We start from the raw sequence: 26,299 nt of genomic DNA, 5'->3' as shown, positions 1-26,299 counted from the left end.
ACGCCACAACTGAAAGATCTGGTTGTGGCGTTAGTGCTTGCTATGCGTTTATGATAGATGCAAGACTTATTACCTATCCCAAAAGGAGATTAGACGACATGAATACTCCATTAAAGTACTGGCAGCGAACCTCTTTGCGATTTAAGTTAATCGTCAGTGTACTTATTATGACGATGCCGCTAGTAGGGATGCTATTATACAACAACTATTATGCAATTCATGTCGTCCGCGGCCAGGTTGCCGACTCCTATAAAAATATGTTGAAGCTGTACAAGAACCAGCTTGATTCCAGTCTGAATGATATGGACTCCTATATGAGTACAATAGCTGGTTCCGGGTATGATCTATTATCGCTTAGTCAGGCAGAGACCGATGGAGATTATTACACCGCCAAGATTTATTTGTTCAACAAATTGAGTCAGGATATTAATCTGTTTGATCCGATTGGTTCTTTTTTTGTATATACCGAACACAGACAAGATTATTTGAACATATCCAAGAGCGACCCTTACGCTATTAAGGAACATGACAAGATTCAAAAATATATCATAGACTACATTCATAATGGCCGATATTCACAGGGTGGTTCATCAAAAGTATGGAAATCTGTCCGGATTGATGAGGACAATTACATGATTGATATTGTGAGTGCAGGTGACGCATTCCTTGGTGCTTGGATCAAAACCGACGAAATACTAACACCTCTTGATTCTCTTCAGATTGGTGAAGGGGGAGAGGCGTTATTAGCTAATATGCAAAGCGAACCTATCTCCAATTCTACTCTAGTAAATAAATATGGGATTCAGCTTAAGCAAGATGTAAGCGAGTATTATATCTCGGGTACGAAAAAGAAATTTCTCGTTATTGGTGCACCTTCAAACCGTGGAGAATTCAATATGGTTGCGTTAGTGCCCGATAAAGATATATTAGCAAAGCTCCCCTATCTGCAATACATTATTTGGTTTATTACGATAGCAGCCGCTCTATTTGTCCCTATTGGACTTTATTCCATGAGAAGATCGATTCTGCTTCCTTTATATCGATTGCTGAAAACGATGAAGAAGGTAAGGGAAGGCGACTGGAGCAGCAGGGTAGAGCTGAGTCATACTTCAGGTGAGTTTCAATTGATGGGCGGAGCGTTTAATGCCATGATGTCTGAGCTAGAACGACTTCGCATCAATGTTTATGAGGAGCAGCTAAACAAGCAAAAGGAAGAACTCCAGCGGCTGCAACTGCAGGTCAATCCGCATTTCTTCCTGAATACGCTTAATATTATTTATAATCTGGCAAAGATCAAGAATTATGATTTGATTCTCGAGATGACGATGTCTCTAATCGAATATTTCCGTTATATGTTTAGAAGCAATACCTCCTACGTATCGCTCAATGATGAGCTTAGTCATACCCGGAATTATTTAAAAATCCAAAACTTGCGGTTTCCAGAGAAGCTGAAATGGGTAATTCATTCGCCGGAATATTTATCGGATGTTCCTATCCCGCCGCTTGTTATCCAATCTTTTATTGAGAATGCGATAAAACATGCTGTCACGCTGGACGAGCTACTTTCCATTGACGTGAATATAGAATTTTTGGCAGAAGAGCGCGGCTCCAGAATGAAAATAAGCATTAGAGATTCGGGGCAAGGATTCAATCGGGAACTGCTTGCAGAGCTGCAGGCAGGTAGGTGTGTTGCAAATGAACTTGGTGAGCATATCGGCATCTGGAATGTCGAACGGCGAATTAGACTGCTATACGGTGAAACTGCCTCTATTCAATATGATAACGATAAGGAGAAAGGCGGAGCGACGATTGAGATAATATTGCCTACAAATCCGGGAATGGAGGAAACGAGATGAATTACCATCTGCTTATTGTAGACGACGAAGTTCTTGCCATTGAAGGGGTAAAGGCTGATTTGGATCTTAATAAATTAGGCATTACCAAACTACTTACTGCGATCAATATTAGACAAGCGAAAGAGTTGTTCGAAAGCGAAAGAATCGATATTCTTCTGTGCGATATCGAAATGCCTCAAGGAAGCGGTTTCGATCTTTTGTCTTGGGTGCAAGAGCATTATCCAAACACGGCGACAATCTTCTTCACAAGTCATGCTGATTTCAAATATGCCAAGGAAGCACTGCAACTTGGGAGTTTGGATTATTTGCTCAAGCCGGTTCGTGCAATCGACTTGGAGAATGCCATTCGAAAGGCGCAGGCTGTTATTGACCGAAGCAGCGAAATGAATAGAAACAGTCAATCTCACCAATTTTGGCTTAAGAATCATACCTTTATCATTGAGAGGTTCTGGGTAGATCTAATCAATCATTCTATACCTAGTAAGCCGGCAGCAATTCGAGATCAAGTCGAACTTCATCATATTCCGATTAGTGATGAATCGGTCTTCCTTCCCATTCTGATTTCCATTAAGAGATGGAAGAAAGGGCTTGATCGTAGAGACGAGAAGATTCTTGAATACGCCCTTAGAAAATCCGCTGAAGAAATGCTAATCGGCGATAATTCAAACGGAATATGCTTTCTTCTCGATCGGGGAATACTTCTGATCATATTGGTCACAAATCGGGGGACAAGCTGGGATTATGAATACGTGATTAAAGCTGTTCAGCAATATATGGATTCATGTAACCATTATTTCTACTGTGATCTCTCCAGTTATTTCGGAAAGACGATAGAAGCTTATGAGATGGCAGCTATGGTTGCGGAATTACGGCGTCGAGACCGGAACAACGTGGTATTCGTAAACCAGTTGTTCTTACATGATGATAATTGGAGCACTATGCTGCCTGTAAAGCTTCCAGCACTTGGAGTAGTGGCTTCTCTGCTGAAGACAGGTACAAAGGATGCTGTCGTTCATGAAGTGGAAGCGATCGTAAACAGCCTTGTTAATAATCAGGGAATAGATGCGGGAACTTTACATCAGTTCAATCAAAATTTTACGCAAGTCGTATTTTCCTTTCTCAACTTAAGAGGCATTGAAGCTAATCAATTATTCGGAGATGAAGAGTCAAGACACATCTCGGAGGCGGCAATCCTATCTATCACAGATATGATGGCATGGGTTCATCATGCGGTGAGTAAAGCAATGAACCATGCTGAAGTGATAAAAGAGACCGAAAAGGTTGTTCGAAGTGTCAAAAGCTATATCTCCCTTCATTTAGACCAGGATATGACACGTGAAATGATCGCTGATCAGGTTTTTCTGCATCCGGATTATTTAACAAGAATTTTCAAGAAAGAAACGGGCTATGCTTTATCCGATTATATTGTATTGGAGAAAATAAAGGTTGCGAGGGAATTATTATCTCAAACTGACCGCCCCGTAAGCTCTATTGCATCAACTTTGGGCTATACTAATTTTTCCTATTTCACAAAGCTGTTCAAAAAGCATGCCGGGATCGGGCCAATGGAATATAGAAATCAATTCTCGGCTAATAACAAGTCGTGAAAACGCTATTATACGGTCGTTAGATTGTTAGTCGGTCAATCAGCACAGCGATATGATGAAGATGTTCATTCATTATATTTTAGGGGGACATTCGATGAATAAAAAAGCCAGACTAGCCACGTTAACGCTTGCCACTGTTATGCTGACTGGAGTGTTGGCCGGATGCTCGTCATCCAAGAACGAAGAAAATAATGGTACTTCCGCAGAGCCAGCTTCGAGTGCAAGTGCAAGTCCAGCCAATGCTACAAAAGATCCGTATGAGATTGCTATTGCCGTACCCGTATTTGGTGCTGTCCCGAAAGATTTGCCAGAGGTACAAGATGAAATTAGCAAAATCGCGAAAGCTAAAATTAATACTACGGTGAAGATCATTCCTGTCAGCATCGGAGCGTGGGCACAGCAAATGAATCTGATGACTTCTGGCCGTGAGAAGCTGGATTTGTTCTTCGATTTTGGTCAAGGGTACAGTGCCGATGTAGCTGCAGGAAAGATTATCCCACTGGATGATCTCCTGAATCAATATGGAGAGGGAATCAAAAACCAGATTGCTCCCGAGTATCTGAATAGCGCCAAGATTAATGGGAAAATCTACGGAGCACCTGTTTACAAGGATTATACGACAGGGGTTCCCGGGGTGCTTATGCGTAAGGATCTGGTAGATAAATATCATATTGATGTAGCGTCCATCAAGACGATCGATGACCTGGATCAAGTCTATGAGACGATTAAAAAGAACGAGCCGACAATCGTTCCGCTCGGTGCCGGATTAACCCTGCCTTCTGATAAATATGTTTGGTACGATAAACTGGGAGATCGTTATGGGGTATTGCCTGGTTATGACAATGGTCTTAAGGTTGTCAACCTGTTTGAGACCAAAGAGTATGAGGACTATCTGAATAAGATGCACAGCTGGGCTAAGGCAGGATACTTTAATAAGGATGCGGCAACGAGTCAAGTTGGAGGATTTGAACTGCTGAAAGCGGATAAGGCCTTTTCTTATTTTCTTGGTCTTAAACCAGGCAACTTGGAATCGGAAACGAGAGCTGCAGGCAAAGAGCTTGTCTTCGCACCTTTAATGTCGGACATTTATGCCACAACTTCCGATACCCTTGGAGGATTGTGGACCATCTCCAGCAACTCCTCTAATCCTGAGCGAGTGATGATGTTTATGAATCTGATGTACACGGACAAGGATATCGCGAATTTATTCATATTTGGCATTGAGGGAAAAGACTATGTTAAAGTCTCTGACACCTCGATCGATTACCCGGAAGGGGTTGACTCGAAGTCAGTCGGCTATAGCTTCCAAAGCTGGATGTATGCGAATCCGTCCATCGCTTATCTCATGAAGTCAGACCTGCAGGATATGTGGAAAAGGACAGCAGAAGCGAATCAGAATGCTATCAAATCGAAAGCACTAGGCTTCGCTTTCAACTCGGAACCAGTAAAAAATGAGATTACAGCTCTTAAGAATGTAACCGATCAATATATAAAAGGCCTGGAAACAGGGACATTTGATCCGGCTGATAAGCTGCCAGAGTTCAGAGCTAAATTGAAGGCTGCGGGCATCGATAAGGTCATTGCAGAAAAACAAAAGCAGCTTGATGCATGGGCAGCAAACGTGAAATAGTGGAATGAGCGAAACCAGGTTTCCATTTTTATGGACCTGGTTTTTTTGTTTTCTTTTATCGTGACATATACGATGTCGGCAAAACGTCATTGAGAAGTCGTGAGATTGTTAGTGAGCGAACATAATTGCTTATATGATAGAAGAAAGGTTTCAAGGATTCATAGGTTCTAGATAGGGGGAGTAGTTGCACAATGAATAAGCGTATCGGGATGAATGAGGGTTGGCGATTTATTCGTCAAAACGTCGCACACGCGGAACAGGTGAATTTGAATGACACTGAATGGTCGGTTGTCCATATTCCCCATACCTGGAACGCGATTGATGGCGCGAATGGGTATCAGTACTATCAAGGCGCGTGCTGGTATAGAAAGACGTTTAAGGTCGAGCCTTCTTATAAAGACGGCAAAGTGTTTATTGAGTTCACCGGTTCGAACAGCATCACGGATGTATACGTCAATGGGCATCATATCGGACAGCACAGAGGCGGATATTCGACCTTCAGGTTTGATATTACGGACGCCGTAAACGATGAAGCTACTAACGTGCTTGCGGTTAAAGTCGACAACTCGGTCGTCGATGACGTATATCCCCAGAAGGCGGACTTTACTTTCTACGGTGGAATCTACCGCGACGTGAATTTGATCGTTACGAATCCTGTTCATTTCGATCTGATGGACTACGGTTCGAGTGGGGTGTATATCGTTCAGGAGGAAGTATCCGAGGACAAAGCCCGGCTGACGATTCGATCCAGACTTGTCAATGACAGCAACGAGGAGAAAAAAGTCAGGCTTTGGGCGGATATCATTGATGCCGATCTTTGCACGGTAACCTACGCTGCCAAAGAAGTTACCTTAGCTGCAGGGGAAACCAAAACCGAAGAGATGACTTGCGTCATTGACAATCCGAACCTTTGGCATGGCCGTAAAAATCCCTATATGTACACTGCCAACATTTCAATGGTTAGCTTTAATGATACTGTCGACGAAGTAACGATTCCGTTCGGCGTGAGGTACTATTATGTTGATGCCGAAAAGGGTTTCTTCCTGAACGGAGAGCATCTGCCGTTACGCGGCGTTTCGCGGCACCAGGACAGGAAGGACAAAGGCTGGGCTATCACGGAACAAGAGCAAGCTGAGGATATGGCCTTCATCAAGGAGATCGGCGCGAACTCGATTCGATTGGCCCATTACCAGCACAGCCAGAATTTCTATGATTTGTGCGACAAGGAAGGCATGGTGATCTGGGCGGAGATTCCGTTTATTTCAGTTATGTCGCAGCACGAGCTGGAAGGAATCAATGCCAAGCAGCAAATGCTCGAATTGATCAAACAGAATTTTAATCACCCTTCTATTCTGTTTTGGGGACTGCAAAATGAAATTCAGATCGGCGGCGAGCGGCCAGAGGTCAGAAGGCTCGTTAAAGAGCTGAACGAACTAACGAAACAAGAAGACCCTACCAGACTGACAACGATGGCAAATGTGCTGTTTGTCAAAGAAGAAGACGAATACAATCGTATGACGGACATCATTGGCTACAACAAGTATTACGGCTGGTATCATGGTAAGGCTGAGGATTTCGAGCCTTGGGTCGAGAAATTCCATACGATCAATCCGGATGTACCGTTATGTATTTCTGAATATGGCGTAGAAGGAATCGTACAGTATCACAGTGCCTCTCCGAAGGTAAAAGATTACACTGAAGAATATCATGCGCTCTACCATGAGATTGTGTGGAAGATTTTCGAGAAGAGACATTTCCTTTGGGCGACTTATGTGTGGAACATGTTCGATTTCGGCGCCAATATTCGAGATGAAGGCGGTGTCAAGGGTCGGAATAACAAAGGTCTTGTCACTTATGACCGCAGAATCAGGAAGGACGCTTTCTATATGTATAAAGCTCACTGGTCGGACGAGAAATTTGTCCATATTACGAGCAAGCGCTATGTGGACCGACCAGATGACAGCATTCAGTTGAAGGTCTATTCGAACTGCAAGGAAGTAACGCTTTATGTGAATGGTGGGAAGTTTCAGTCTACCATCAGTGATGATAAAATTTTTGTCTTTGAGAACATATCTCTAGATGAGGGGATCAATGAAATACGTGCCGTATCTGTAGAAGATAACGTGCAATATGTGGACACAGCCAGATTTAATAAAGTAAAAACACCTAGCTCAAGCTACGAAGCCCCGGTTGCTGATAAGGGCGAGGAGGTCAACAACTGGTTCCAGGCTCCGGAGTTAAATGATGAAATTGGGGAACTGCAGATTACGGATGATGTGTATTCCACACGCTGCACGTTCAAGGAGCTGTTTGAGCATAAAGGCGCGGAGGCAGTCCTGAATAAGTATTTTGGACCAGACTACCGGGAGAAGCCTACATATAGCATGACGCAAGGATTTACGATCGATATTCTGGCGGACATGGCACCAGAATACTTTAATGACAAGCTCCTATATGCGCTAAATAAAGAACTTACAACAATAAAAAAATCGACATAACCGATTAAATTCTACTGGTTAAACGACCAGTTAGGTGAAGGTGTCGGTCATGAGAGACCTGCTGGATAAGGATCTGGCAGGTTTCTTTGTTGTTGGTCTTTGAGTCTGTAATCTAACACCTCAGGGAGGTCGGCAAAACGTCATCGATTAGTCGTGAGATTGTTAGTGACTGAAAAAAATTCCCCGTATGATTAGCGTAAGCAACCAAGACGAAAGGAAGATATCAATGACAGAAGTACTTACGCAATTTTCGAACCCGGTCATTTCCGGTTTTCATCCCGATCCGAGCATTTGCCGCGTTGGCTCAGATTTTTATTTGGTTACCAGTTCTTTTGAATATTTCCCTGGCGTGCCGATCTTCCACAGCAACGATCTCGTTCATTGGAAGCAGCTCGGACATGTGCTTACCCGCCAGAGCCAGCTAGATTTGGAAGGAGTAATCAGCTCGGTGGGCATTTACGCCCCAACCCTCCGTCATCATAACGGACGCTTCTATATGATTACGACGAATGTCAAAATGTTCCGCAACTTCTACGTTTGGGCGGAGCATCCGGAGGGGCCATGGTCCGAGCCAATCTGGCCGGAATGGCCGGGTATAGACCCATCCTTGACCTTCGATGATGACGGCCGTGTTTATATTACAGGCACCGGCGGATTTTTTGGGGACGAGCCAAAGGGCATTTATCAGGCGGAGATCGACATAGTTAGCGGAAAGCTCTTGACCAAGCGTCGTTTAATCTGGCAGGGCACGGGTGCCAAAGCGCCGGAAGGCCCGCATCTGTATCGCATCAACGGCCAGTATTACTTGATGATCGCGGAGGGCGGGACTGAATATGGTCATATGGTCACGATCGCGAGGAGTGAATCGCCATACGGTCCGTTCGAGAGCAATCCCGCCAATCCGATTCTAACGCATCGAAGTTCGGGTAGTTCCATTCAGGCGACAGGACATGCGGATCTCGTTCAGCTCGAGGATGGCAGCTGGTGGGCCGTTTTCCTCGGTATTCGCCCAGTATCTGTTCCGTTCAGTGGGAGGCACCATCATCTTGGCCGCGAGACATGCCTCGCTCCCGTCAACTGGTCCGCGGACGGCTGGCCAGTTGTCGGAGATGGAGGCAAGGTGGCGGAGAAGATGGATGCAAGAAATCTTCCTCTTGAAGCTCCAGAAGCATCGTTTGTGGAAAGGGATGAATTCGATACCGGCTGTCTGCGGCCAGAATGGAACTTCCTCCGTAATCCGCGAGACGAGGACTGGTCCTTGACAGAGCAGCCGGGCTGTTTGACGCTTCGCGGCTCATCCGTAACGTTGAATGATACCGCTTCTCCTGCTTTTGTCGGCCGGAGACAGCAGCACTTCCGCTGCAACGTGATGACTGGCTTGTCCTTTGCGCCAACAGAAGAGGGGGAGGAAGCTGGGCTTACCGTTTACATGAACAATCGGTTCCATTACGAGATTGCGCTCACATGCGGGATAGACGGAGTGAATAAAGTAATCCTTCGCCGTCGGGTCGGGTCGCTGTGGAAGGTGGAGCACGAAGCGAACTATGAAGGTAATGACATTGTCCTTGGCTTGGATGCCGATTCATCGCAATATTCGTTCTACTACACTTCGCTGTATGGAGAGCGTATCCAGTTCGGTTCCGGAGAGTGTGCGCTGCTGTCGACCGAGGTTGCAGGCGGCTTCACCGGCGTATTCTTTGGACTGTACGCAACTGGAAACGGAAAACCTTCGTCGGCGCCGGCCGCTTTCGACTGGTTCCAATACACGCCGTGTGTCTGAAGTGAGCGCCGATACGGAGTCCAGATACCCATCACAAATCATAGCCTGGGAGGATACCTAAATGTTGGAAGTATTATCGTTGCGGACTGAATATATGAATAATCCGTTGGGACTGGATGCGAAACAGCCGCGTCTCGGTTGGAAGCTCCTCTGCGACGCCAGGAATGTCATGCAGAGCGCCTACCAGGTACAAGCCTCTTCGGAAAAGAGTTTTACTAACTTTCTGTGGGACAGCGGCAAAATAGACTCAGGCAATTCGCAAGGCATCCGCTATGCCGGACCTGAATTGACATCGATCCAGCGTGTCTATTGGCGGGTGAAGGTATGGAGCAATCTGGGGGAGGAGTCGGTCTTCAGCGAGCCGGCTTTCTTCGAAACTGGGCTGCTGCATTCATCGGAATGGAGTGCTAGATGGATCGAGCCGGAGAAGGAAGTCGACATTCTCGCTTATAAGCCCGCACCGTATATCCGTAAGGAATTCATGGTTAAGAAGGGGCTTGTCTCGGCGAGAGCTTGCCTGACTGCGAAAGGGTTGTACAGCTTCTTCGTGAACGGGGTCGAAGGAACGGACCATTTGTTCACGCCAGGTTTCACCTCCTACTATAATCGACACCAGTATCAAGTGTATGACGTTACGAAGCTTCTGCAAGAAGGGACGAATACACTGGGAGTCCAGCTTGGAGACGGCTGGTGGAGGGGAGCTACAGGAGGAGCCAGTCTGAAGAACAATTTTGGCTATAAAGTGGCTTTCCTTGGGCAGTTGATGTTGGACTATGAGGATGGCAGCCGCGAGATTATTGGCAGTGATTCTTCTTTTAGAACTTCATCTGGTCCTCTTCTGAAATCTGACATGAAAGCTGGAGATCTCTATGACGCCAGAATTACGATTCAAGGCTGGAACCAGTCTGGTTTCGATGATTCATTATGGGAGTCAGTCCAGATTCAAGAGGGTGGATTCGATAAGTTGATTGGTTCGCGAAGCGTGCCGGTCAAACAAAAAGAAAGATTTACGCCGAAGGTGCTGCTTACTCCAAATGGGGAAACTGTGCTGGACTTCGGACAAAATATTGCCGGTTGGGTGGAAATGAAGGTTCAAGGTGAAGCGGGTACGGAAGTAGTGCTGGTTCATGGGGAAGCGTTAGACCGGAACGGAAACTTTACCCTGCAGCATCTTTCTGAGCATGAGACCGTGGATGATTTCCAAGAGGTTCATTATATCCTTGCAGGTAATGGGATAGAAAGCTACCATCCGCAGTTCTCAATCTTTGGTTTTCGTTATGTCTTAGTGAAAAATTATCCGGGGGAGATAAAACCTAAGAGTTTTACGGCGGTGGCGATTTACTCTGACCTGGAAGAGACAGGGGACTTTTTCTGCTCCAATCCGTTGATTAACCAGTTAGTATCAAATTCCAGATGGAGTCAGAAGGGTAACTTCATGGAAGTGCCAACCGATTGCCCGACCAGAGAGCGGGCAGCCTGGACAGGGGATGCACAGGTGTTCAGCAGAACAGCTACAGACTTCATGAATGTATATCCTTTCTTTGAAAAATGGATGGCTGACTTAGCAGCGGAGCAATTCCAGGACGGTTCGGTTGGGAGTACGGTACCGACTGTATTGGGTCATCACAGCATAGAGGAATGGGAACGGGTATCCAAACAAATAACGAATCCGATGATGGCTATGCGCAGACCTAAACCTGGAATGGCCGGTATGCTTGACGGTTCTTCTGGATGGGGAGATGCGGCTGTAATCATACCTTGGACCATGTATCTTTGTTATGGAGACAAGGTAATTCTGGAGAACCAGTTCGAATCAGCGAAGGCATGGGTGGACTACATGGCAGCCTGTGCGAGAAATGAGAACGAACGTTTTAAAGATACTCCAGCTTATCAGAACTATACGGATGGGGAACTTGACGCGAATTATATTTGGGATACAAGGTTCCATTGGGGAGAATGGCTCGAGGCAGATTCGGAATTTAACGACTTGGCAGCGGCAATGAGTAAATCTCAAGGCTGTTATCCGGATGTTGCGATGGCTTATTACGCCTATTCAACCCGACTTTTGGCGGAGATGGCATCGGTGCTCGGCAAAGCAGAGGAAACGTCGAAGTACCGAGTACTCTACGAGAAGATTAAACGAGTCTATAACCAATACCTCATTAAAGAAAATGGCATTATTCTGGAAGACCGGCAGGCGCCAAACGTTCGGACACTTGCTTTTGGATTAGCAGATGAAGATAAAAAACAAGCCGTTGCGGACAGACTTGCGGAGCTGGTTATGGAGCAAGATTATCATTTGAGTACCGGATTCCTCTCAACGCCCTTTATTCTCCATGCTTTAGCAGCTAACGGACATGTTGATACAGCGTTCCGTTTGCTGGAGCAGGATACTTGTCCTTCGTGGCTATATGCCGTGAGCAAAGGAGCAACAACGATTTGGGAGAGCTGGAGAGGAATGAAACCAGATGGCGAATTATCGGGCTCTCTGAATCATTATTCTTATGGAGCTGTGTGTGATTTCCTCTTTGCAGGTATCGCCGGAATACGTCCGGTTTGGGAGAACCCGGGATACAAGCATGTTGAGCTAATGCCGATTGTTGGCGGAACGCTGTCACAGGCAAACGCAACATACGAGTCACCGTACGGTACCATTCGCTCCAACTGGGAGAAGTCGGACGGACAGGTAACTTATCGGTTTGAAGTGCCGGTGAATACGACAGCGACCATTATGCTCCCAGGCTGCCAGGAAGAGTTGAAGAAAGTAGCAAACGAATTTCCAGATGCACGATATGTCGAGGGCCGTGTTGTACTCACAGTAGGAAGCGGCAAATATTATTTTAGATTAATGGCACTTTAAGGAAAGAGAGGTCTTGGCTGGCGCCAAGGCCTTTTCATTTGCTGCAATTTTGTTGCAAATGCAACAAAATTAAATTAATATTGGTTAATGAAGATAGCTAGTAAGAGTATGATGGAGTTGAATATATGAAGGAAATCCTGCGTGAAATTGGGATGATTGCCAGGGCGTTAGATTCTATAAGCAATATAGAGTTTAAAGAATTTGACCTTACAAAAGGACAATACTTATACCTTGTCCGTATATGTGAAAACCCTGGAATCATTCAAGAAAAGCTGGCCGAAATGATTAAGGTAGACCGTACAACTGCAGCTCGTGCTATTCAAAAGATTGAGCTTAATGGCTTTATTGAAAAGAAAGATGATAAATATAACAAAAAAATAAAAAAACTCTTCCCAACAAAGAAAGGGGAGACGGTATTTTCTTTTATTAAAAGAGAAAATGACCACTCTAACGGTGTTGCATTAGCGGGTTTTTCCGAAAGCGAAGAAGAAACCATTTTTCATCTTCTTCAAAGAGTAAGAAAAAATATTGAAATTGACTGGGAATTTGTTAAGAAGGGAAACAAGAGGGATTATTGATTTTATATAAGGAGCTTGATATAAAAATGACTGTAATAATAAAAGAATGTACTCGTGAAGATCTGCAGCAACTCCAACAAATAAGTGTTGAAACATTCAACGATACCTTTAAAGATCAGAATTCACCCGAGAATATGAAAGCCTATTTGGAAAAAGCCTTTAACACTAAACAGCTAAAGAAGGAGTTATCAAATATCTCTTCTGAATTCTATTTCATTCTCTTCAATGAAGAACTTGCTGGCTATCTGAAGGTGAATAGGAACGATGCTCAATCTGAAAAGATGGGTGATGAGACACTAGAAATAGAGAGGATTTATATAAGCAGCAAATATCAGAGAAAAGGGCTTGGCAAAAATCTCTTTAATAAAGCAATGGAAATAGCCATTAGACAAAACAAAAAGAAGATCTGGCTAGGCGTTTGGGAAAAGAATGTAGATGCTATTGACTTTTATAAGAAAATGGGGTTTGTTCAAACGGGAGCTCACTCCTTTTATATGGGAGATGAAGAACAAATAGATTTTATTATGACCAAGACGTTCATAGAGCCTTAGTAAAGGTATTTGGATGAATTATCCTTTTAAACATTTTGGAGAAGAGCAAAGGGTCGTTGTAGCTAACGGGAAACGTTGGTTGAGAACAACAAAATGGCAGCTGATCCGAATGATCAGTTGCCATTTTTGGTGAAAGGCGCCAGCCTCAATAAATGCGAACCGTATCCGCACTTATTGTATTGTTGTATTCTTGACACCGGGAACATTTTTTCTGAAGTCTAATTAAACAAAAACGCGCCTGAACCTTAGTGGTTTTGCGCGTTTTGCCGGGACTAAATATCGTGTCAGGACGGAATGTTCATAGCGGTCTGAATGTTTTTCAAATCGAGCTGAATTTGCTCTGAAATATGGTAGGGATGGTATAGGCCTCGCTGCATCATGTAGGCTGTTATCTTTTCATGGGAGTCTATGGCTTCGTCGAGCTGTTTCATCAACATTTGCTTGATTTCGGGTGTGGTACATTCGGTCACGGCCATGGCGTAGTTTCTGACACCGCTCTTGGCATTCATAAAAAAATCCATTGCGATCACGTCATCGGTCAGCGTATGAAGCCCTGTCATGTGTTCTAATATTATGTTCATGTTTTTATCTCCTATTGGGTTACTTTAGACAGCACTCCACCGAGCTCCTGAAGCTGCTGCTGTGATAATTGCACATATTTCTGCAAAATTTGCATGAGTTCCGGGTCGGTTACCAGAGCTTGCATGGTTTTGGCTTTAGTTACGCAAACCGTCTTAAACGCAGCTATTTCATGAACCTCCAGCTACAACAGATGCGCAAAATTCTCAAACGCCAGACTGTACTTTATCCAACAGAATGGTGCATCCGTACCAAGTAACCTAGCTGCATTGGATTCTATCCAGCAGAATCCAGCGCATAGGCGGAATACAGCTCATGATGAGTGAAAGTTACTGGAGGGAATCCAACATACACTCAGCACCTATACGCTCAAGAACGCTTTCGTTGGATCAAATCCAACGAAAGGAAAATTAAGCTACAACGACGCGCGAAATTCTCAAACGCCAGACTGTACTTCCATCTCTCATTTTCCAACAGTATTGAAGCGTTTGAAAAACTGAGTCGATGGATGAGTGAATTACAGCAGAAACATCGATTAAAGAAGCTCATTATTGGCATGGAACCAACCGGGCGCTACTGGTTTAACCTGTCCAACTGGTTATCAGATAAAAGCGTAAAGAAGCGATAAAGAAACAAAACTATTCAATAAATGGAATAACAACGTTCAATAATTATGTGAAAAAGAATATTTATTTTTCAACTATTACTTATTCTGCACGGGGTCTTATTGCATTTACCTGTGTATGCATGTGGAAACGCTAGACTAGCGATTACCCCATCTTTCGAAACCAGGCATGGTGAGTGGAGGAACGTGGAAGGGATGTGCAGAAGATAGATACGAAGCGTATTGTTCGCACACGTGAAACGGGCATGCGTGCGTTAGACGAAAGAAGGTAAAAAAATGATAACGATCTAAAAAAGTGAAAGCATAGGGAAATGGCATGGAGTAAAGAGATGATAATGAAGTAACAAATTGAAAATATACGATTAGTAAAAAGTAACATAGAATTTAAAATGTGTTAAGTATTAAACACTATATGAGAGGGGATTTAAGGTGAAGAAAAATCAACCGTCTTCAAAAGCAATACTTCTTCTGATATCGCTGATGCTCACAACTGGCTTTATTTCAGCATGCAGCTCCAATTCACCCGAGAAACAAACGAATACTGGAGCTCAAAGCCCTGCAAACAACAGTAGTACGGGCAACAATGAACCGAAGGAAGCGGTTTCCGGAGATACTGATCCGTTCGGCAAGTATGAAACGCCGCTTACGATTCGCTTTACTCGAGATGTTGACAATGACACGCAAGATAATATCATTCCTAAAACTCCCGGAGAAACGATTGAAAACAACAGATGGTTGAAAGCATTCTCTGAGAAGCTGGGCATTAATGTTAAGTATGACTGGACGGTTAGCACCGGCGATGCTTACACCCAAAAAATGAACGTTACGCTAACGTCGGGTGACTTGCCAGATATGCTTCGCGTAACGCCAGCGCAAATGAAGCAGCTAGCCGAAGCGGATTTAATCGAGGACTTAACGCCATATTGGGAGCAGTACGCATCGGATGATCTAAAGGAACTTTACGCTGAACAAGGACCGGCTGTGCTTAATTCTGCTGCAGTTAACGGAAAGATTGTGGGGCTTGGTAAGGCTGACGTTTACGGTGATGGTGTTTATTTATGGATCCGCAAGGATTGGTTAGACAAATTACAGCTTCCTGAGCCAACCTCCCTGCAGGATGTGCTGAAAATATCTGAAGCGTTTACAACACAGGATCCGGACGGTAACAAGGTAAATGATACGTATGGCTTAGCACTAACAAAAGATTTATACGGCGGTGCAATGGGCTTGGAAGGATTTTTTGGGGGCTATCATGCGTATCCGAATATGTGGATTGATGACGGCTCAGGAAAATTAGTTTGGGGCAGCACGCTACCTGAAGTTAAGGAATCATTGAAAGCGCTTTCTGAGATGTATAAGGCAGGTCAGCTTGATAAAGAGTTCGGGGTTAAAGACGGTGGTAAAGTAGCCGAGAGTATTGCAGCCGGTAAAATCGGCATTGATTTTGGCGCTCAATGGAATCCCATGTATCCGCTCATCAGCAATTATCAAAATGATCCAAATGCCAACTGGGTAGGTTATGCTCTTGTTTCTGTAGACGGCAAACCGGCCCTTTCTCCGCAAAGATTCCAAGCCGACAGCTATTGGGTAGTAAGAAAGGGATTCTCTAATCCCGAGGCGCTTATCAAAATGTTCAATTTACACGTGGAGCTTAACTGGGGTGAAACAGGAGATTTTGACTACTATTACATGCCGGCAGCAAATGATAGTGTAGGGGTATGGAAGTATTCCCCAGTACAGCCGGCGTCAGCATTTAAAAACATTCGAGCTTTCCAAGAAATCGAAAAGGCTAGAAAAAATAATAGTTTTGACAGCTTAACGGGTGAAGCATTAGCTATTTATCGCAATATTAAAGCTTTCGAAGATGGGGATGCTTCTCAATGGGGCTGGCCTAAGATCTACGGAGCAGAAGGCGTTTACAGGCATGGGGTTAATTATATGGATAATGAACGATTCAAGTATGAAGCGTTTGCCGGTCCACCGACAGAAACGATGGCTGAAAGAAAATCCACATTAGAGGCATTGGAAAAAGAAACATTCGTCAAAATTATTATGGGTGCGGTGCCTTTGGATGATTTTGATAAATTCGTAGACAACTGGTATAAAGTTGGCGGAACAGACATCACGAAAGAAGTCAATGAGTGGTACGCATCAAACAAATAACACGTTATGGAAAGCAAGGAGCATCCTTGCTTTCCATTTTCTTAATCCATAGGAGAAGGTGATTGAGCTGAATATAAAAAAGTTAAAAAGAGAATTGCCGTTAAATCTCATGATCTTGCCAGGGTTTCTATTCATCATCCTATTTAGCTATGTTCCTATGGCTGGCATTATTATAGCGTTTCAACGCTTTATTCCGGCTAAAAGGCTCTTTGGCGATCAACAATGGGTCGGTTTAAAGAATTTTAAATATGTGATGAGCCTGCCCAATTTCGACAATATTTTGTGGAATACCTTTTATATTGCGTCTTTGAAGGTCATATTGGGCTTAATTGTTCCCATCGTAATTGCGTTGCTGTTAAACGAAATGAAGCATGTACTAATGAAGCGCAGCATTCAAACGGCGATATACCTGCCGCACTTCCTCTCATGGGTTGTATTAGGCGGCATCTTTATCGATATCCTGTCCCCAACAAATGGACTTATTAATACGTTGATTAATAAGCTTGGCTTGGATTCCATATTCTTTTTGGGTGACAATAAGTGGTTCCCGTATACGATGATCGTAACGGATACGTGGAAAGATTTTGGTTACGGAACGATTATTTATCTTGCTGCGTTAACCGGGATTAATCCGAATCTGTACGAGGCGGCTCAAATGGATGGGGCGAATCGTTGGAAGCAGACGATACACATTAGCTTACCCGGCATCCAGATGGTTATCGTATTATTGATGGTCTTGAGCTTAGGGAATCTTCTGAATGCAGGCTTTGATCAAATCTTCAATATGTACAGCCCGATGGTCTATGAGAGTGGAGATATACTCGATACGTTCGTCTATCGGATTGGTTTATTGGATGCGCAGTTTGGCGTAGCTACAGCAGTCGGTTTGTTTAAATCCGTCATTGCATTGATCCTTGTCTCGACCTCGTATTTTTTTGCTTATAAATTTGCCGATTATCGAATCTTTTAGGAGGTATGGGAATGCAAATCAAAAAAAAGCTAGACTGGTTTATAGTCATTAACAATATCTTTCTCATTTTGGTCGCCGCGGTTTGCGTGCTTCCGATGATTCATATTTTAGCGATATCCTTATCATCAAGTGCAATTGCGTCTACCGGTACGGTAACCTTTTGGCCAAAAGAGTTCTCATTAACCTCTTATGAATTTGTTGCTCAGCGTAAAGCATTTTGGGACTCCATGCTTATATCCCTGCAGCGTATCGCTCTTGGCGGCGCAATTAATGTATTGTTAGCCACGACGATTGCCTACCCGTTATCCAAGGAAAAGAAAGACTTTAGTCTACGAGCCTTCTACGCATGGACCTTTTTCATCACGATGATTTTTAGTGCCGGTTTAATCCCAACCTACATGCTGGTCAAGGAATTAGGGCTTATCGATTCGGTTTGGGCTTTAATATTGCCTGGCGCTGTACCTGTATTTAGTGTTATCGTCCTTTTGAATTTCTTTAGACAAACACCAAAGGAATTAAGCGAATCCGCATTTATTGACGGAGCTGGCCATTGGAGAACGTTATGGAGCATCTATATTCCGGTATCTATGCCGGCTATTGCAACGATTTTATTGTTTTCATTGGTCGGTCATTGGAATAGCTGGTTTGATGGATTGATTTATATGAATAATCCAAGCAATTATCCGCTGCAAAGCTATATGCAAACGGTTGTAGTGCAAAAATCATTTACGACATTAACGCCTGAAGAAGCGAAAGTAATGGCTAAAATTTCCGATAAAACGTTAAAGTCCGCACAAATCTTTTTAGGTGCTCTACCGATCATCTGCGTGTATCCTTTTTTACAGAAATATTTTGTAAAGGGCATGGTTTTGGGCAGTGTTAAGGGCTGAGGGCGAGCCTTCTAACACGCCGCTTGCGATGAAACAAATAGTCATGTTTTATGCTCGGTTTTTTTGTTAATATGTAGTAAAAGAACTAAAAGGAGGGGGGTACAATTAAATCTAGCATTTTTGTTAGATTAATTGCTACATTCTTAGCAGCCATCGTGGTCATAGTCGCTTTAGGGATCTATATGTACAACTGGAGCTTAAAGACGGTTAAAGATGAAATTTACAAATCAACGACGGCTCAGGTTACCTTTTATTTAGAGGGGCTGGAGGCAGAAATTGATCGTATAAAAATATTGCAATACGATGTTTTAAATGATGAGGATTTAAATAAACTTGCGATACGATATACGATTATGGACGATTACGAAAAGATGGAGAGTATGAGAAAGCTGCATCATCGCCTGGTATCCATACAAAATAGTAATGCTTATATTTCGAATGTTAGCGCTCATATTTACCCTATACAAAAGACCATTTCCTCCAAGAAATCGGTGGGCGCTTTGAATAGGGAGAAATTTGAAGCATTAAGAATTCCGGAAGGGATGAAGGGCGCTCAATTATTAATGTATAATGGGAACCTTCATCTCAGTACATTTCTGTCGGGCAACATGGGGTTAAGCCCCTTGTTTATGATCGAAATCGAATTAAATACGGAAGTATTCCGGGAAGCATTAAAGCAGTTCGATACTTATCCCGACAGCCGGTCCATTTTGCTGGATCTAACAAACGGGTTAACGATATATAGCGACGAGGATCACATGTTCGACGATGTCGTTCATTCGTTCGCAAGAAATGAAAGCGAATTCAAAATTGGCGAAGTGATTAGTCACGGCGACACGTTCATCATCGCGGAGAAATCCGAATACTTAAATATGGTTCTGTTTCGATTCATACCTAAAGATGCTGTACTGATTCCGACAAAAGGATTTTACGTGTGGTTATGGGTATTTACGGGGGTTGTACTCGTCCTTGTCATTTTTATCTACGCTTATACCTACAAGTTAATTCAACGTCCGATGAAGGAGCTTGTGAAATCGTTCCGCAGCGTTGAAAAGGGTAATTTCAATGTCAAAGTGGAAGTGAATCAAAACAATGAATTTGATTACTTAAACAAAGGGTTTAACTCTATGGTTCAGAACGTGTCGAATCTCATTGATCAAGTGTATAAGCACAAAATTCTTGAACAAAAAGCGGAGTTAAAGCACCTTCAATCTCAAATTAGCCCCCACTTCTTATACAATAGCTTTTTCTTAATGAACATGATGGCGAAAGTAAAGGATGAGAATTTGATTCCTTTCACCAAGCTATTAGGGGAGTATTTTCAGTTTATTACGAAAAATGATTCCGACTTTATTTCTTTGTATGAGGAAATTGAGCACGCAAGAACCTATGCCGATATTCAGTTAATGCGTTATCCAAGCAAGCTGACGATTGAATTTGAAGACTGTCCGCCGTCATTTAAGGAAATCAGCGTCCCTAGATTAATCGTGCAGCCAATTATCGAAAATGCGTTTAAATATGCGGTAGAGCATTCAAAGGGCCCCGTCACCATTCGGGTTTATTTTCAAACGACAGATGATAAGCTATCGATTTTTGTCGAGGATAATGGAAAGCAATTAACCGATGGAAAATTGCTAGATCTAGAAAAACAATTCATGGAAGCACACAGCAGCGAATCGTCGGGGCTGAACAATATTCATCGAAGATTGCAACTGATCTATGGTGAGGAGCATGGGCTGCAGGTAGCAAGAAGTGAGCTGGGCGGATTATTAGTCAGATTGCAAATTAATGCTAAGCTGAGGGAGTAGCCATGTTAAGACTTTTGATTGTAGATAACGAGGAAATTATAGTTAATCATTTATTTGAGGTATTTAGAGGGATGGACCACTTATCGCTTGACGTGTATAAGGCATATAGCGGCGAAGAAGCGATAGAATGGCTGCATCGCACACGCATGGATATTGTGTTAACGGATATCGATATGCCGAATATTAACGGGCTGCAACTCATGGATGAAATATTTAAACAGTGGCCGCAATGCAAAATCATCTTTTTAACGGGACACAGCGAATTTAGCTATATCTATAAAGCGATCCAACATCCCGATGTAAGCTATATTCTGAAGCTGGAAGATATAGATAAGGTGATACAAGTTGTTGAGGAGACGGTGTTCAAAATCCGTAAGGAAATCAAAACGGGTGATCTAATTAGAGAAGCCAAAGAAAAAATTCACATAGCATTGGAGCTGTTTCAGGAAGGTTATCTGCTTAACTTATTAAAGGGGAGCTCCATGGTAAAGGCAACGAAGGAACAATTTGACCAGCTTTCTCTGCCTATTACGGATGAAGCTCCGGTTATCCTAGTTGTAGGTAAATTAGATGATCTATCACTCAAAGACGATAACTATTTAGAGAAAATACAGCAAATTTACTCTGTTCGACAAATGATTAAGCGATATCTAACCTCTAATTTGAAATGCGTCATTATTTTAGACGATCATTTCAGATTTACGATACTTATACAACCGAAGGAAAAGGTAAGTCCGGCTACAGAGGATTACGTCCATACTTTACACTACATAAAGGGAATGCTTGAGTCCGTCCAGCAAAGCTGTCAGGATAAGCTCAATCATTCTATCAGCTTTACCGTTGGCAGTAAGCCGACGACATGGAATGATATCTCGCAACAATATAATGCTTTGCACTCCTTATTGAATTACCGAATTGGAACAGAGAATACGATATTGTTAGTGGATAATGAAGTGCCCTCTACTGGTGCAGCGGAGAATAAAGCGGAATGCTCTAACGATGAGGAATTTGAAGCAGAGCAAACATTACTGTCACTTACAACTACAAATTTGATTACTTTCATAGAGCAATATTTAGAATCGGGGCAAAAGGATAAGTATTTTGAAGAGCTGGAGCAAATTTTGCTGCCTTTAAGCTTGATAAAAAATAAAAATAATCTGGTTGCCCAGCAAGTGTATTGTTCCATTTCGATGTGCTTATTGTCCTATATGAATCGTTGGGGATTGCGTGATAAGGTTATCAGCAAGATAGGTGAAATCCAGGTTGTCAATACGGCTAATTTTTGTCGTTGGGGCGATGCAGTTACTTATATAAGAAAGCTTTCCGTATGTGTTTTTGAGCTTCAAAAGCTAGAGCAAAAAAGAAGGGCTGATAATGTAATCTCGTTTATTCAAAATTTTATAGTTTCACATCTCGGTGAGGATTTGTCTCTTGTTAGATTATCTGAGCAAGTGTATTTAAACCCATCTTATTTATCAAGAATATTTAAGCAAGAAACGAAAAAAAACTTAACGGAATTCATTGATGCAGCCAGAATTCAAAGAGCCAAAGAATTGTTAGTGAATGAAAACATTAAAATACATGAGATTGCCAGACAAGTAGGTTATGAATCAGCCACCTCCTTTACAAGGTTCTTCAAAAGCTCAACAGGCTGCTCACCGCAAGAATATAGAGATTCAAACGTGTTGAGGGTTAAGTGAGCTAATCGCCGTATCTATGGCACGAAGTATATTCTGTCTTTCTGACGTATGCAGCAAATATGAAGATAACTTCCGGAATCATTGTACGATAGGAATCTCATTAAGCTATCGGCGAACTATTCTTACGCGAATTCATTAGACATGCCGAAGTTAGGAATTTCGCAAAAAAATCGCGGTAGAGCATTGGAAAGAGCATTTTAGTTTTCTATATCTTCATAGAAAGGTGATTACGCATGAACCAAAGACCGTCTGAAGAAGAATATGCCGGGGACGTCGGCGAGTATATCCGGTTGGTGCCGGAAGGCAACATCATCGACATTCTGCTCGCCCAGGAAAAGCAAATGACCCGGCTGCTGGCATCGTTGACCGAAAGTCAGAGCGCCTATCGATATGAGGAAGGAAAATGGACGCTGAAAGAAGTCGTGGGCCACATCGCAGACAGTGAACGCGTCATGACCTACCGCCTGCTCCGATTTGCAAGAGGGGATCAGACACCTCTGCCCGGTTTCGACCAGGAATTGTTCATTCCTCCTTTCGGAAGCTGGACAACCGCGCAATTGGCCGAAGACTACCGGGCCGTACGGCAATCGACGATCACACTGCTACACGGGTTGCCGACCGAGGCGTGGTCGAGCAAGGGCACAGCCAACAACGTAAGCATTACGGCGCGCGCCCTCGCTTACGGCATCGCAGGACACGAGCTTCATCACATGGGGATCATCCGAGATCGTTACTTGAGTTAGTCGTCCTTAGTTTATGGCACCCTTCCCGCCCCGTTCATTCTAGCGAATTATTTTGAGTAGACATCTTGACAAAAAGATATATGAACACTAATTTGCTATTTAATTTGTGGTGGAGAGAGTCGTCAAACAAAGTAATAGACAGCACCAAGAAAAAAAAGGTAAAATTGATATTATAGAATATGGTTCTATAATATCAAACTCGAAGGAAGACAGAACTCATGCCGATCATCCAGTCGCTCGATCGGGCGCTGTCCATTCTGGACCTGTTCGACGAGCGAAACAGAGAGTTGAAAATCACCGAAATCAGCGCAAAAATGCAGCTTCACAAGAGCACTGTTCATTCGCTGCTCAAGACCCTTCAACTACACCGGTATATCGAGCAGGCTGCAGAGTCGGGCAAATATAGGCTGGGCATGCGTCTACTGGAAAAGGGGCAGCTGCTGCTTCAGAGCTTCGACATCCGTGAGATTGCGCGCCCACATCTGATGCAGCTGTCGCAGGAGACGGGGCAAACCGCGCATCTTGTCGTCCTGGACGGCTCGGAAGGCGTATATATCGATAAGGTAGAAGGGGCGAAAGCCGCCATTCGTTATTCCCGAATCGGCGGACGTGTCCCTCTCCACAGCAGTGCGGTCGGCAAAGTACTTGCTTCCTATTTGCCTGAGCCCGAACTAGATCGTATACTTGCCTCTTATCACTACCAAGTCCAGACACCGCATACGATTACGAACGAAGCCGATTTGCGCGCCGAGCTTGAGCTCGTGCGATATAAGGGTGTTTCATACGACTGCGAGGAGAACGAGCCGGGAGTGCGCTGCACGGCCGCCCCGGTGTATGATCACAGCGGTCAAGTATCCGCAGCCGTCAGCATCTCCACAATGGTATCCACTGTAAACGATGAGGAATTCGCCGAGTTCGCCGCGCTTGTCGTACGAACCGCGAACAGTATTTCCAAATCGCTTGGCCGATTGTAAGACCGCGTTCTCACGCACATGTGCATGGCATGTGCGGATTTTTGTCCTAATATGAGAACGTAGTTTTATAATATAAAACAATGATGGAGTTGAAATGTATGCGTATCGTTCGTTACATGGAATCATCGTTATCCCGATTAGGCGCTTTGACAGATGAAGGGGCCGTCTATCGACTGGAAACGTCGAACCTCATGGAATTGGTTGCCGAAGCAAGAGCTAAGGGCTTGTCTCCCGCCGAGCATGTATCCAACCAGATTGCTGGGAAGACGGCAATCGCTTTCTCGCTCGAAGAACTCGAACTGCTGACGCCCGTTGACGCGCCGGAGATATGGGCGGCAGGCGTTACTTATTTGCGAAGCAAAGAAGCGCGGAATTATGAGGCAACGGGAGGAAAGCTGGATGCCACGACGTTCTACGACAAAGTTTATGACGCAGAGCGGCCGGAGTTGTTCCTCAAATCGACCCTTGCGCGTACCGTAGGACCAGGACAGCAAGTATGTCTCCGTAGCGATTCGAATTGGCAGGTTCCTGAGGCCGAGCTGGGTCTTGTGCTGGATCGAGAAGGGATGATCATCGGTTATACAGCCGGCAACGACATGAGCTGCAGAGACATTGAGGGCGAGAATCCGCTGTACTTGCCACAGGCCAAGGTATGGAGCCGATCCTGCTCGATTGGACCAACGGTCAGACTGGCCGAAACGGTGACGGATCCCTATGCGCTGCAGATCGTGTGCCGGATTTACCGCAACGGCGAGAAGCTCGTTGACGAGCGGGCAAGCACGGGCTTGCTGAAGCGCAGGCTTGAGGAATTGGTATCGTTCCTGAAACGCGACAACGAGCTCTATGATGGAACCGTACTTCTTACCGGTACCTGCCTTGTTCCGCCTAATCAATTTACCCTCGATTCGGGCGACCACATTGAGATCGAAATCGAGGGTATCGGCATTCTGGCTAATACGGCTGTCTATAAGCATGAGCTGACGCAGCAGTCCTATCAAACCAATTAGGAAAGGGAGAGTGTTCATGAGCGAACAATCCAGAACAATTGACAATTATATTAACGGAGAATGGACGGCTCCACTGTCCGGCAAACGGATTCCGAGCATCAACCCCGCAAAGAAACAAGAAGTGGTGGGCCATGTGTCCGATTCGATTGAGGCCGATCTGGACAATACCGTAGCCGCTGCCGAAGCGGCTCGTGCTTCCTGGCGGAAGCTGACCGGAGCGCAACGGGGAGCTATGCTGTTCAAGGCGGCGGACCTGTTCGAGGCCAGGCAGGAGGAGATCGGAAGAATGATGACGCGCGAGATGGGGAAGACGTTGCCTGAAGCCAAAGGCGAAACGGTGCGCGGCGCAGCGATCTTGCGCTATTATGCTGGCGAAGGCATGCGCAAAATTGGAGACGTCATCCCTTCAACCGACACCGAGGCGCTCATGTTCACGACACGGGTGCCGCTTGGCGTCGTAGGCGTCATCTCGCCTTGGAACTTTCCGGTTGCCATTCCCGTCTGGAAAATGGCTCCCGCGCTTATTTTCGGCAACACGGTGGTCTGGAAGCCGGCTACAGAAACCGCTGTTACGGCATCACTTATTATGCAATGCTTCCATGATGCTGGATTCCCGGCCGGGGTGGTGAACATGATTGTTGGCAGCGGCAGCGTAATCGGCAGCGGTATCGCGTCGCACAATGGCGTTCACGGCGTCACATTCACCGGCTCCAATGCGGTTGGCAAGCGGGTCGGGCAGGCAGCGCTCGCGCGTGGGGCGAAATACCAGCTAGAGATGGGGGGGAAGAACCCTGTCATCGTGGCTGCGGATGCCGACCTTGAGCTTGCCGCGGAAGCCACGATCAGCGGCGGGCTTCGCTCCACCGGCCAGAAGTGCACGGCGACCAGCCGGGTCATTGTCGTTAGCGACGTTTATGAAGCTTTCAGGGAAAAGCTGGTGGCCAAGGTAGCGGAGCTGCGGGTCGGCGACGGACTTGAGGAAGGCACCTGGCTCGGCCCATGCGCTAACGAGAACCAGCTCGATACCGTCATGTCCTATATCGGCAAAGGGAAAGAGGAAGGAGCTCGGCTTCTTATCGGTGGTGAACGGCCGAGCCAGCCGGAGCTCGCTGACGGCTTCTATGTAACGCCTGCCGTATTCGACGAGGTGAAGCCGGATATGGCGATTGCAAAAGACGAAATCTTTGGCCCCGTACTATCGCTCATCCGGGTGGGTAGTCTGGAAGAAGCCATCCGGGTCGCCAACGATACCGAATTCGGTCTCAGCGCTTCTATCTATACACGTAATATCGGCAATTTACTGACTTTCGTTCAGGATATGGAAGCTGGGCTGGTCAGGGTCAATGCCGAAACGGCTGGCGTGGAGCTTCAGGCACCGTTCGGCGGGATGAAGCAGTCCAGCTCGCATTCACGCGAGCAGGGGCAGGCTGCAATTGAATTCTTCACCTCCATCAAGACCGTATTCATTAAGCCATAGCCT

Annotated in this window: 18 protein-coding genes; 17 read left to right on the top strand and 1 reads right to left on the bottom strand. The window is 44.8% G+C overall.

Annotated elements, in window-relative coordinates:
- Positions 1-98 precede the first annotated feature (98 nt).
- From AC0YNT_RS17620 to paiA, 8 genes are all read left to right on the top strand, one after another.
- Entirely contained in the window at positions 99-1,856 is a 1,758-nt protein-coding gene (locus tag AC0YNT_RS17620; RefSeq protein ID WP_475805822.1) for a sensor histidine kinase, read from the top strand.
- Complete coding sequence (locus AC0YNT_RS17615; RefSeq protein WP_475805821.1) at positions 1,853-3,463, top strand: response regulator transcription factor; 1,611 nt, start codon at positions 1,853-1,855, stop codon at positions 3,461-3,463. The genes AC0YNT_RS17620 and AC0YNT_RS17615 overlap by 4 nt, the downstream gene beginning before the upstream one ends.
- A 94-nt stretch (positions 3,464-3,557) precedes the next feature.
- Positions 3,558-5,093, top strand: coding sequence for an ABC transporter substrate-binding protein (locus AC0YNT_RS17610; RefSeq protein ID WP_475805820.1), 1,536 nt, complete (start codon positions 3,558-3,560; stop codon positions 5,091-5,093).
- Between the two features lie 191 nt (positions 5,094-5,284).
- A complete protein-coding gene (locus tag AC0YNT_RS17605; RefSeq protein WP_475805819.1) occupies positions 5,285-7,591 on the top strand; it encodes a glycoside hydrolase family 2 protein in 2,307 nt (768 codons plus the stop codon).
- A 226-nt stretch (positions 7,592-7,817) separates the two neighbouring features.
- Complete coding sequence (locus AC0YNT_RS17600; protein ID WP_475805818.1) at positions 7,818-9,371, top strand: glycoside hydrolase family 43 protein; 1,554 nt, start codon at positions 7,818-7,820, stop codon at positions 9,369-9,371.
- Positions 9,372-9,432: 61 nt separating this feature from the next.
- A complete protein-coding gene (locus AC0YNT_RS17595) occupies positions 9,433-12,231 on the top strand; it encodes a family 78 glycoside hydrolase catalytic domain (RefSeq protein ID WP_475805817.1) in 2,799 nt (932 codons plus the stop codon).
- A gap of 125 nt (positions 12,232-12,356) precedes the next feature.
- The gene (locus tag AC0YNT_RS17590) at positions 12,357-12,809 is read left to right on the top strand and encodes a MarR family winged helix-turn-helix transcriptional regulator (protein ID WP_475805816.1); all 453 of its coding nucleotides are present in this window, start codon (positions 12,357-12,359) and stop codon (positions 12,807-12,809) included.
- 26 nt (positions 12,810-12,835) lie between these two features.
- The gene (gene paiA / locus AC0YNT_RS17585) at positions 12,836-13,360 is read left to right on the top strand and encodes a spermidine/spermine N(1)-acetyltransferase (protein WP_475805815.1); all 525 of its coding nucleotides are present in this window, start codon (positions 12,836-12,838) and stop codon (positions 13,358-13,360) included.
- Between the two features lie 284 nt (positions 13,361-13,644).
- On the opposite strand, the gene AC0YNT_RS17580 is transcribed toward paiA, so the two are convergent.
- The gene (locus tag AC0YNT_RS17580) at positions 13,645-13,941 is read right to left on the bottom strand and encodes a spore coat protein (protein WP_475805814.1); all 297 of its coding nucleotides are present in this window, start codon (positions 13,939-13,941) and stop codon (positions 13,645-13,647) included.
- 1,052 nt (positions 13,942-14,993) lie between these two features.
- Here AC0YNT_RS17580 and AC0YNT_RS17575 point away from each other — a divergent pair.
- The 9 genes from AC0YNT_RS17575 (at position 14,994) to gucD (ending at position 26,296) form a co-directional block, all read left to right on the top strand.
- Positions 14,994-16,727, top strand: coding sequence for an extracellular solute-binding protein (locus AC0YNT_RS17575; protein ID WP_475805813.1), 1,734 nt, complete (start codon positions 14,994-14,996; stop codon positions 16,725-16,727).
- A gap of 109 nt (positions 16,728-16,836) precedes the next feature.
- Positions 16,837-17,697 carry an ABC transporter permease gene (locus AC0YNT_RS17570; RefSeq protein WP_475806061.1) on the top strand — a complete coding sequence of 287 codons (861 nt, stop codon included), beginning with the start codon at positions 16,837-16,839 and terminating at the stop codon, positions 17,695-17,697.
- 11 nt (positions 17,698-17,708) lie between these two features.
- Positions 17,709-18,587 carry a carbohydrate ABC transporter permease gene (locus AC0YNT_RS17565; RefSeq protein ID WP_475805812.1) on the top strand — a complete coding sequence of 293 codons (879 nt, stop codon included), beginning with the start codon at positions 17,709-17,711 and terminating at the stop codon, positions 18,585-18,587.
- Between the two features lie 155 nt (positions 18,588-18,742).
- A complete protein-coding gene (locus tag AC0YNT_RS17560) occupies positions 18,743-20,395 on the top strand; it encodes a sensor histidine kinase (protein WP_475805811.1) in 1,653 nt (550 codons plus the stop codon).
- Positions 20,396-20,397: 2 nt separating this feature from the next.
- On the top strand, positions 20,398-22,095 hold the full coding sequence (locus tag AC0YNT_RS17555) for a response regulator transcription factor (protein ID WP_475805810.1): 1,698 nt from the start codon (positions 20,398-20,400) through the stop codon (positions 22,093-22,095).
- A 233-nt stretch (positions 22,096-22,328) separates the two neighbouring features.
- Complete coding sequence (locus tag AC0YNT_RS17550; RefSeq protein ID WP_475805809.1) at positions 22,329-22,838, top strand: DinB family protein; 510 nt, start codon at positions 22,329-22,331, stop codon at positions 22,836-22,838.
- A 218-nt stretch (positions 22,839-23,056) separates the two neighbouring features.
- Positions 23,057-23,812, top strand: coding sequence for an IclR family transcriptional regulator (locus tag AC0YNT_RS17545; protein WP_475805808.1), 756 nt, complete (start codon positions 23,057-23,059; stop codon positions 23,810-23,812).
- Positions 23,813-23,910: 98 nt separating this feature from the next.
- Positions 23,911-24,819: a fumarylacetoacetate hydrolase family protein gene (locus tag AC0YNT_RS17540; RefSeq protein WP_475805807.1), complete on the top strand. Its 909-nt coding sequence runs from the start codon at positions 23,911-23,913 to the stop codon at positions 24,817-24,819.
- Between the two features lie 16 nt (positions 24,820-24,835).
- On the top strand, positions 24,836-26,296 hold the full coding sequence (gucD, locus tag AC0YNT_RS17535) for an alpha-ketoglutaric semialdehyde dehydrogenase GucD (RefSeq protein WP_475805806.1): 1,461 nt from the start codon (positions 24,836-24,838) through the stop codon (positions 26,294-26,296).
- The last annotated feature ends 3 nt before the right edge of the window (positions 26,297-26,299 follow it).

Source organism: Paenibacillus sp. J22R56, assembly GCF_056269375.1.
Note: the sequence above shows the minus strand (reverse complement) of the source record. Positions and strands in the feature narration are given on the sequence as shown.